Source organism: Ruegeria sp. AD11(2025) (assembly GCF_056542405.1).
This window is the reverse complement of sequence record NZ_JBQFZU010000056.1, coordinates 1-10,135: the sequence shown is the minus strand read 5'-3', so window position 1 is coordinate 10,135 and position 10,135 is coordinate 1. Positions and strand designations below refer to the sequence as shown.

Below are 10,135 nucleotides of genomic sequence, written 5' to 3'. Positions count from 1 at the left end.
CGAGATCACCATCTGAGAGCTCTGGCTCCATGCTGTCGCCAGTCACGCGGATCACCGACAGATGATCCTCACTTAGCCCGCGCCGCTGAATGGAAGCCCGACTGTAGCTGTAGTAACCGGAGCCGACGTCGGCCTCCACTAGCGAATCGAAGCCAGCGGACGCCTGCGCATCGAAGTGCGGAATGGCGACAAACTCTTCAACACGATCATTGGGTTGAAGTGCCAAAGCTTGGTTCTCATGAGCATTTGCTCCGACACTCTCCGTGATCAATCGGGCGCCTCGCCCGGTTAGAAGCCACGTTGGTGATATGTCCAAATGCTCCGCCATTGCTGCTAAAAGCTCAGCGCTCACCTTCCTGGAGCCCGAGAGATAGTGCTGCATGGTTCGGTAGTTCGCTCCGATCTTATTGGTAAAATCCTGCAAACTCAAACCGCTAGCAGATACGGCCTCTTTTAGTCGCTCATTTATGTCCATTTGTTCTTATGTCGCTTGATTATAGGAGCATTTGGTCTTATTTGTGATATTACAACATACCGACGCACCCCAGCATTGCGAGGACACTATGTCAGCAAGAAGCAAGCCGTTCCAGCCCGGAGCGGTTCTATGTGAGATCATCGTTGGCGCATGTCGCGCCTCAGACCTCGGCGGGCGTGGGAAGCAGAACATCCACACCAGCACCACTCCCGTGGCTACCTGCGGACAATCTGGGGACGACACGGGCCAGGCGCGCCTCAAACGCCGGAAGCGCATGGCACCCCGCGATGCGGTGCTGAGCGAGGGAACGCGTCACGGAACGCGTCCCCGGTGCCGGAGAAGGGGCGGGCGCCCCGAGACGGTGGCGGTGTAAGCCATGGGGCAGGCATCGCGCAAATTCGAACTGGTTGAGGCCAACGCCTCGGGGTTGACCAATCCGCCGCTAGAAGCCGTTGGTCAACCTGTTGGTCAACCATTGGTCAACCACGAAAAATGGTTGCCGATGAATGACCTGGTCGAGTTGTCTGGGGTATCCAAACAGGCGGTCAGCAAAGCCCTGCAGTCGCGCAAGTGGCGCGGTGTCGATCTTCTTGTCAGAGAAGTTGAAATCGGGCGTGGCGGTGCTGGAGGTCGAGCACCTCAAGCGCATGTAGACCACTTACCCGCTGATCTGCGGGAGGCCTGGTATCTGGAGCGTGGCATCGTGCTCCACGCAAAGCCCGATGTGGCGACCGGCGGCACCTGTCTTGTACCGGAGCAGGCCCACCAAACGGATGCACGCTTTGAGGCCGATCTGGCTTTGGCGCGGTGGCGGCAGGAGGTGATCCGCCCGGCCCTGGCCTTTGAGAAGGGCTCACCTGAGCGGGCGGCGGTGATCGAGGGCCTCACCCGGGAACCGCGCCTGTTCCCCAACGGGAAACGCAAGCTGATCTCCAAGCAGACGCTCTATAACTGGCTGCGCGACTATGAGGCCTTTGGTCTAAATGGTCTGGTCCGCAAGCGCCGCGCCGATCACGGCGTCCGGCGCCAGACGGTCACCCGCGCCTGGGATGCGTTTTTTGAGGCGCATATCGATGCGGCCACGCAGGCCGGGATCGGCGCGGACCTGACCACCTATATCCGGTCCCTCTGGGCAGCGGGGGAATGCGGCTGGCGCGCGATCTCGGAGAAATCCACCACCCGCCTGATCGAGATGAGCCGAGACCTGCGGGTCGTGCCCTTCGAGGCGCTGGAGCTGGGCCGGTGCGGCGACACGAATGCCAAAGGCACCCAGTTCGGCCTCTGTAATGTGAACCGCCGCCAGGTGGAGCATCACCGCCAATACGCGCTTCTCGCGATCAAGGACAAAGACAACGCCACCTTCCAGGACAGGTATGTGCCCTCGATCCGGCGGGACTATGCCACGTTGCTGCCACGTCAGATCGTGGTGGGGGACGTGCACCCCGTGGATATCATGATGCGCCGCGCCGATGGCACGGTGGTCTATCCCAAGGCGATTGCCTGGTACGACGTAGCTACCAATGAAATCCATATGACGTTCGTGCTTTGCGAGCCCGGTGAAGGCATACGGCGCGAGCATGTGGCCCAGAGCTTTGAGGCGATGGTCGCGGAATGGGGCCTGCCCGAGATGCTCTATCTCGACAACGGGTCCGAGTATTCCTGGGATGCGATGATCGGCGGGTTCACCCAGCTCTCCAGACTGACGCAGGGCGGGCTCAAGGTGTTTGATCTCACCGGTGATCCGAAGGTCGCAGCGCGCGTGGCCGAGGGCCGTGAAGCCGTGGTGCGGTCGATGCCCTACAATGCGAAGGGCAAGCCGGGCATTGAGGGTGCCTTTGGCAACATCGAGCAAGTCTTTTTCGCCACAATCCCAGGCTGGACCGATGGCGACCGCATGAACAAGAAGACCCACGCCAAGGGCAAAGACCCGGTGGCCTTCGATGGCGATGCGAGTGCCTTTCTGGAGACCGCTGGCAAAGCCTTGGAGTGGTATCACAAGCGCCCTCAGCATGGGCGGCTTGCAGGCATGAGCCCCAATGAGGCCCTGCGCAATTTCATTGATCAGGGATGGGGCAAGACCACACTCTCGCACCCCGAGGTTCTCGCCCTCGCCTTTGCCGAGGAGGTCGAGCGCATGCCGGATCGCGGGCGGGTGAGCTACACCCCCCGCCGTGGCGAGACGATCTATTTCTACGACGATGCGCTCCTGGGCCTCACCCACAAGATCACCCTCCGGGTGCCCGCCTTCAATCCCGCGTTTGTGTTCTGTTTCGCCAATGGTGAGTTGATCTGCCAGGCCTTCCCGGAGCGCACCTTTGGTGTCCTGGATGATGCAGGCGCTCGGGAGGTCAACCGGCGCGGCAAGGCCTTCCGCCGCCAGATCGCTGAAAAGCGCAAGCATGTGGCCCTGTTGTCGCTGACCGAGGAAACCGAGCGGCACATCGCTCATATGCCCGATGCGCCGGAGGCCCCGGTGGCTGCAGTGGTCGATGCCGGGATCATCGACCGCATGGTGCGCATGGATGCCGAGGCGCGCGCAAAGGCCCTGGCCGAGGCCGCCAATACCGAGCCGCGCAAACCCATTGAACAATGGAAACCGCCGACCCCCGAGGTGGTCAGGACTTTCACATATGCGGAGGAAGAGGATTGAGGAGCTTCGTCGAAACGGAGATGGCGGGCCGGGCGCGCATGATGTGCGAAACGGTGATGTCCGTGCCACAATACAGCCGCCTGGGTCAGATCACGGGTGATCCGGGCACCGGCAAGACCTCGGCGACCTACTGGCTGGCCGAGACGCTGGGGGCCATTCGTATCGAGGCCTGGGCAGGCATGAAGGAAAAGACCTGCCTGCAAGAGCTGGCGCATGCCTTTGCCAAGGCCGGATATCCCATCGATGCGAGCGGCACATCCAACACCCTGATCCAGCGCCTCATCCGGCAGGGGACCGAGGGCAAGCTGATCATCGTGGATGAGGCCAATCACCTGCGCTGGCCCACCCTTGAGATGCTGCGCTCGATCTCTGACATCGGCGGCGCGGGGCTGGTGATCGCGGGCACGGACTTGCTGGCCAGAAAGTTCATCCACCCGCAAATCCGGGTGTTCCTGGAGCAGTTCCGCCAGCGGATCGGCACCAAGAAGGTGGTGATGCAGCCGGTGCAGGAGGCGGGCGAGATGGCCGCCTATGTCCTGGCCCCGCGCTTCGGGAGCATCACTCAGAAGAGCGCCACGGCCTTTCTCAGAAAGACGGGGGGCAACTGGCGCTTAGCGATGGCCCTGGCCGATGCCTGCGCCCGCCTCATGGAGAATGAGGGCATCGACAAACTCGATGAGCGCGTGGTCGAGACCGCTGCCGCATGGATGGCGGGAGAGAGTTGAGGATGGCCGTTCCCGAAACCGTCCAGGAGCTGGTCTCCCTTGCCGCGCCCCATGCCCTTGATGGCGCGCCCTTCACCGCTGCGGACCGGCTGCACAAGGCCGCCGATGCTCGCACCGCCCACGCCATCCCTGCGGGGTATCCCAACCCACCGGGCTTGGCACCATTGGCGAGACCAGCACCCTCAGCGCAAGCGCAGGATTGAAGATCACGTTCATGGCATACTCCCATGCTCTAACGCCGGGGCACTCGGATCATGATCAGGCAGCGACCCTCGGTGCTTTCAACTCGTTGTTATTTCTGTCAAATTGGGCGGATTCTGTTGAAGAACTCGGTGCAATTGACTGCCAGATTATCGCTGGAGAACCAGCGCGAGTTGTTTGGTCCGGACGCTGGCCCAGTCGTCTCGCAAATGGGCTGATTTGGCGGGTCAGATCATCCCATGGCCTCCGTTTGGGCGGTCCTGGGCCTGAGCTTGGCGAGCTTTCTGAGGTTCTGTGCGATGGCAGCGAGCAGGAACTCATCTTTTGCCCCGTTCGGGCCGCGCAATCGCAACCTGGTCAGGTTCAGGATGCGTTTCAGATGCGCGAAGAGCATCTCAACTTTCTTCCGTTTGTCACGGCTGACCTTGTAGGCTTTCGTCTTCCGGCTCGATCGCGCGAAGTCCCGGGCGTCCTCGTGCTCTTCCCGGCTGATCGATCTGCAGATCGCATTGGGGCAGCACTTCTCTTTCGATGGGCACCCCTGACAATCGGATTTTAGAGCGCGATACTTTCGGGTGCCGCGGATGTTCTTGTCGCGATTGGGATCGGAGTAATTCCGGCGGAACTGCTTCAATGCGAAACCTTCGGGGCAAATGTATTGGTCGTTGGCCTCGTCGTATTCAAACTCAAAACGGGTCCATGCGCCGTCCTTGCGGTTCGAATGATCGATCACTGGAATGAAGGGGATGATGCCGCGTTTCTTGACCAGCCACCCCAAGTTGTCGCTGGATCCATAGGCCGTGTCCGCGGCAAGCCAATCCGGCCGGATGCCGAAGCGCTGTTCAGTGCGATCCAGCATTGTTTGCGAGGCACCCACCTCGGCCTGTCGGATCGCCCGCGTGGCTTCAACATCCATGATGACTGAGCTTTTTGTGTCGATCAGGTGGTTCGTGGCATAGGCAAAGTAGGGACGACTTTCCTCAGCTCGGGTCCACTGAGCTGCCGGATCCGACTTGGCGACGAACTTAGGTTGTACCGGCGAGGCTGCACCGAAGGCCGCATCGTCTAGCGTTTCAAGGTACTCTCTGGCCGCGCGATTGCCCGCAGCTCGAGCGACGTCTTCGCTCCAGTCCTTAGCCGCAATGGAACGGGCTTTGTTGGCATCCGCCGGTATCAGGCTGGCGTCGACAGCAAAGCCTTCGCCTGACACGAGGTCCTCCTTCAGGCAGCGCTCCACCGTCGCCTCGAAGATATGGCGCAGCATGTCGCTTTCCCGAAGCTTGCCATGGCGGCACCGCGAGAACGATGAATGATCCGGCACCTTGTCCTCCAAACCGAGCCGGCAAAACCAGCGATACGCAAGATTGAGATGCACCTCCTGGCACAGTCGTCGTTCGGACCGAATGCCCATCGCATAACCAATCACCAGCATCCGGACGATCAGCTCGGGATCGATCGAAGGGCGGCCCGTGTGGCTGTAAAAGGGCTTCAGCCTCTCCCGCATGTCGCCCATGTCGAGGAAACGGTCAATCTCTCTCAATACGTGATTAGGCGGCACATGTGCGTCCAAATCGAACTCATAGAACAGCTGCGCTTCAACCTTTTGAATGCCCATCATCGCCCGATCCTCCCAATCTCGATAAATCAAGTGAATCAAACGACTTGCCGCACTGCAACACAGAGTTCTTCAACACCATGGGCGGACTCCAGTCATTCGCTGCGAACGCGATTGCTCCTTCCAAGAGTCTGGATTGCGGCCATTCAAATGTGGAATTGCTTGCGACTCCGGAAATCTGGCCGCTATATTTTGCAGGCGAAAATTCGCGAATTCCGGTATGCGGTATATACCGGAAGTATAGTACTATACTTAGATAGAAATTCGCTATTTCCGAGAATTTTGTGTACTCTAATGTAGTATGAACGATTCGAGACCACCGCTGGCTCGCGGGCGCGCCCGCCTCACTACAGTCATTCAGGCTTCAGGGGATGTCGTGCGTATTGACGATGCAGTGCGAGCTTTGGATATCGACCGTCACCAGGCCGCGAAATTACTCTCAAGATGGACCGCCCAAGGCTGGCTCAGGCGAGTTGGTAGCGGGGCATATGTACCTGTTCAGCTTGATCTTCTCGATGCGAGGCAGGTCTTGCAGGACCCTTGGATTCTTGTGCCGACGCTATTTGAGCCATGTTACATTGGGGGACGGACCGCTGCCGAGCATTGGGACCTCACCGAACAGATATTTCGCGATGTTCTTGTGTTTACGGCCCGCTCGGTTGCCGGCCGGACAGTCGAGCGGCAGGGTGCGGTCTTTACACTCAAGCACATCAAGAATGAGATGATATTCGGGACGAAAACGGTTTGGCGTGGCCAGACCCGTATTCCGGTGTCTGATATTAACCGCACAATCATCGATATGCTCGATGATCCCCGGGTTGGCGGGGGCATTCAACATGTCTCGGAGTGTTTTGATCGCTACCTACAGCGGCCTGATTGCAACCCTGATCTGTTGATCGACTACGCTTTGCGCCACGGAAACGGCGCGGTCTTCAAGCGGCTCGGTTTTCTTGCTGAACGCCACGAAAAGGGCGGAATAGTTGCCCGCAAAGCGCGCAAGCATCTCACCAAGGGGCATGCCAAGCTGGACCCGTCTTTGGAGTGTCCGCGTCTCATCACACGTTGGCGCTTGCGTGTGCCGGATAGCTGGATGAAGGACGCCCCGCATGATCGATAAGCGCGAAATCCTTGGACTTGCCAGTACGCAGGGCCTTACCCCGCACGTGGTGGAAAAGGATTACGCGCTTGGCTGGGCGCTCGCGGGTATCTATGCGCATCCTGAGCTATCTGAATCCTGGGTCTTCAAGGGCGGTAGACCGGATCGAATTATTTTGGATTTCGGACCGCCTTAATTTGGATTGATCCGGCTTCAATCGCTCGGTCTTTTCGTCTGGGTTGAGGTGGTGAAACTCCTGCCACTGATCTCATGGCGTGCGCAGGCCGCACCATAGCCGATGTCTATTCAAACATAGGATCGGAGTATTTCATAATACAGTAACCGGGTTCTAAAGTTGGGCAGGAAACGAATGGCCCGCCTACCGAATGATCGGTCAGCAATCCTCAATATCCGCAATACATTCAGCTTGTTACTTGCGAGCCGGGTGGGTCGGGCGGTTCATCGGTATCAACGGCGCGCGGTCGCAACCAAGCAGTTACAATCTAACAGCTAAAGAATAGCAATCATCATGCGCCTGTTTAAGACGTTAGCCCTGACCACGACGGCCATTGTCACCTTTGCCACCTCCGTCGCGGCGAGTATCTACTCGGATCAACTCACCTCCTATTCAAATCAACAGGCCTTGCAATTCCTCGTCAGTGAGCATGCGCGCGATCCATCAACCTTCGAGGATGCACGCAAGTACATCCTCCTGAGCCGACCAGCGATTATGGAGGACTACCTCAACCAAACCTTAGACCGGGCACCAGACACCCGTAGTTTTTCTCTTTCGGAGCTAAGCACAGGGGAGACCTTCGGAATTGGTTCGATCGCCCTTGGGCTCGCCGCAGTTGGGCTCGCAGCTTCTCTCGCAGGCGGTGGTGGTGGAGACTCTGAGACAGGCTCCGGCCCAAATCCAGGCACCGGTATTCCAAACCCAGGTCCCAGCCCATCACCTTCTCCAAACCCCAGTCCAAATCCAAGCCCAGGTCCCGGCACTCCAAACCCGGGCCCCAACCCAGGCCCCGGTCCCAACCCAGGCCCCGGCCCCAATCCAGGTCCCGGCCCCAACCCAGGCCCCGGTCCCAACCCAGGCCCCGGCCCCAATCCAGGTCCCGGTCCCAATCCAGGTCCCGGTCCCAACCCAGGCCCCGGTCCCAATCCAGGCCCCGGTCCCAATCCAGGCCCCGGTCCCAATCCAGGTCCCGGTCCCAACCCAGGTCCCGGTCCCAACCCAGGCCCCGGTCCCAACCCAGGCCCCGGTCCCAACCCAGGCCCCGGTCCGGACAATCCCGCTTTCTTCCGGACCGAAGAATTCAACGCAAACTATGCTCTGTCTCTGATTGGAGCCGATGAAAAATACGCTCAAGGCTGGCGAGGACAGGGCATAAAGATTGCAATCCTGGACACAGGTATTGATATCGACAGTCCAGAATTCGAAGGGAAAATCGACTTTGAGAACAGCCACTCTTACTTTGTCGGAGACCCCGACGATATTTCTGAACCTGACGGTCATGGCCGTTCCGGTCATGGCACGCATGTTGCCAACATCGCTGCAGGCAGGAAAAACGGTCAAGGCCTGCACGGCGTTGCCTTTGAATCCGAGCTTGTCATCTTCAATGGAATAAGAAAACGGGGCGACTACACCGAATTTACGATTCCGATCGAGAGCATATGGGCTGATGCCATAAACCGCGCAATTGACGCTGGTGCGCATGTCATGAACAACAGCTGGGTTCGAACCAAAATTGTCGATGATTTCATCGTCGAAATGCCAATCACGGATTTCACAACTGAAACTCCGGACGAAAATAGCAAAAATCTCAAAGAATTTCTTGGCGACAAAACCATCACCGCCCTGAATAGAGCCAAATCCGAAGACTTGATGACCGTTTTTGGCGCAGGCAACGGCGGCCTGCCCGACGTCTCAGTCACTGCAGGCATTCCGGTCGTGCTGGACGATTATCTCGGTTACTTCATCGCCGTCGTTGCTGTCCGTGAAGACAAGAGCCTATGGCACTCCTCCAACCACTGTGGCGTCGCAATGCACTTTTGCCTCGCTGCGCCAGGCGCACGTGTCATTAACATCCCCGACGGCAACGGCTTCGTTCATAAAGACGGAACATCCATGGCCGCCGCCTATGTCACTGGAGCCTATGCCGTATTGAAGAGCCAGTGGCCTTTGCTGACCGCCCCCGAAATCGCTCAGATTTTGTTCGAAGCAGCCGAAGATCTCGGTGACCCGGGTGTTGACCCGAAGTACGGGCATGGCCTTCTGAATCTGGCCAACGCCATGCATCCGATGGGTGAGCTTGTTGTCTACCAGGGCAACACCACCAAAAGCGAAGCGATCCCTCTCGCCAAAACGGGCATCGTCGCCAGCGGTGCCCTCGCTCCAGCCCTCAACCAGGCCCTTGCAGGACAAACTGTGATGGTTGCAGATAAGTATACGCGCGGATTTGAGCTTGCTGCCAGTTCTTTGGTCTCTGAACTCAAGGCGCCAAGACCTCGTCTCACGATCGCAAAGGAAGTTAAGGTCAGCGACACCCTGACAGTCATGAACTCACATCACAGCACCGGTCTCCGTCTTGATGGAGGTGTTTTTTCCTACGAGATGAATCTCGGAGACGAGGATCCAGGCGCAGATCCATTTGGACAGCTTCTTACGGAAGACTACTCATTCGGACACGCGTTCAAACTCACAGAAGCGCTGGCGCTGACGACGGACCATGCAATCGGGTCATCCGCTGACTCTTTCACAAAGACCAGCATAGGGCTTGAAGCCAAAGACAGGGATGGGTCAGGCTTTTCTGCCCAGTTCGGCCTTATGGAAGAAAACGGGACCGTGCTTGGGTCCCGCTTCATGGGAGCCGCAGGTCAAGACGGACGCAGTGCGACATCATTCCTGACGATATCGGGATCTGTTGCTTTTGGCCAAAACACGCTCCTGACAGTATCGGGTACGCAAAGCAGGACGGATTTCCGGCAAGAAGGTTTGATCACTGGCGGCGAAAACCTGGTGGGGCGTGCTGGCAGCGTCTCAATCAGCCAGCAGCATTTTCTCGGCAGTCCGGGTACGATGAGCTTGTCTGTCTCCAGTCCGCTCCAGATCTCCTCTGGTGAGATCTCAATCGACCTCCCTCAAGACAGGGTTGCAGCAGTAGCCGGCCAGGAAAGCACGGGCGTGACAAGAACCTCTCAAACTGTGGACATTACATCTTCAGTGCGACCGATAGATATTGGCCTGACCTACCAGATCGCTTCGGATGCTCCTGGACCGGATATTCTATTTAACGCGGGATATCGCGCACGAGGCGGTGACCAAAATCCCTACATTGGATTTGCGCTCAGTCACAGGTTTTGAAGCGCAGTG

General features: G+C 58.4%; 9 protein-coding genes. 6 read left to right on the top strand and 3 right to left on the bottom strand.

Translation table 11 applies throughout. The features are described from left to right. Together ACR1XY_RS23625 and ACR1XY_RS23620 are read right to left on the bottom strand one after the other, a co-directional pair. The coding region (locus ACR1XY_RS23625) for an XRE family transcriptional regulator (protein WP_480597137.1) at positions 1 to 475 on the bottom strand (475 nt) is incomplete at its 3' end. 160 nt (positions 476 to 635) lie between these two features. After that, positions 636 to 791, bottom strand: a complete 156-nt coding sequence (locus ACR1XY_RS23620; RefSeq protein ID WP_480424923.1) for a hypothetical protein — start codon at positions 789 to 791, stop codon at positions 636 to 638. Positions 792 to 851: 60 nt separating this feature from the next. Between ACR1XY_RS23620 and ACR1XY_RS23615 the strand changes: the two genes are divergently transcribed. The 3 genes from ACR1XY_RS23615 to ACR1XY_RS23605 are packed head-to-tail and all read left to right on the top strand — an operon-like array spanning position 852 to position 4,053. After that, positions 852 to 3,125 (top strand): helix-turn-helix domain-containing protein, encoded by a 2,274-nt coding sequence (locus ACR1XY_RS23615; RefSeq protein ID WP_480424922.1) that lies wholly within the window; start codon positions 852 to 854, stop codon positions 3,123 to 3,125. Next, a complete protein-coding gene (locus tag ACR1XY_RS23610; protein ID WP_480442447.1) occupies positions 3,122 to 3,850 on the top strand; it encodes an AAA family ATPase in 729 nt (242 codons plus the stop codon). The genes ACR1XY_RS23615 and ACR1XY_RS23610 overlap by 4 nt, the downstream gene beginning before the upstream one ends. 2 nt (positions 3,851 to 3,852) lie before the next feature. Then, positions 3,853 to 4,053 (top strand): hypothetical protein, encoded by a 201-nt coding sequence (locus tag ACR1XY_RS23605; RefSeq protein WP_480423912.1) that lies wholly within the window; start codon positions 3,853 to 3,855, stop codon positions 4,051 to 4,053. 230 nt (positions 4,054 to 4,283) lie between these two features. Here ACR1XY_RS23605 and ACR1XY_RS23600 read toward each other — a convergent pair whose 3' ends face one another. After that, complete coding sequence (locus ACR1XY_RS23600; RefSeq protein ID WP_480424921.1) at positions 4,284 to 5,669, bottom strand: IS1182 family transposase; 1,386 nt, start codon at positions 5,667 to 5,669, stop codon at positions 4,284 to 4,286. Between the two features lie 298 nt (positions 5,670 to 5,967). Between ACR1XY_RS23600 and ACR1XY_RS23595 the strand changes: the two genes are divergently transcribed. From ACR1XY_RS23595 to ACR1XY_RS23585, 3 genes are all read left to right on the top strand, one after another. Beyond that, positions 5,968 to 6,783: a type IV toxin-antitoxin system AbiEi family antitoxin domain-containing protein gene (locus ACR1XY_RS23595; protein WP_480423914.1), complete on the top strand. Its 816-nt coding sequence runs from the start codon at positions 5,968 to 5,970 to the stop codon at positions 6,781 to 6,783. Beyond that, the gene (locus ACR1XY_RS23590) at positions 6,773 to 6,958 is read left to right on the top strand and encodes a hypothetical protein (protein ID WP_480423916.1); all 186 of its coding nucleotides are present in this window, start codon (positions 6,773 to 6,775) and stop codon (positions 6,956 to 6,958) included. Before ACR1XY_RS23595 ends, ACR1XY_RS23590 begins: the two co-directional genes overlap by 11 nt. Positions 6,959 to 7,291: 333 nt before the next feature. Next, a complete protein-coding gene (locus ACR1XY_RS23585) occupies positions 7,292 to 10,126 on the top strand; it encodes a S8 family peptidase (RefSeq protein WP_480597135.1) in 2,835 nt (944 codons plus the stop codon). Positions 10,127 to 10,135 lie beyond the last annotated feature (9 nt).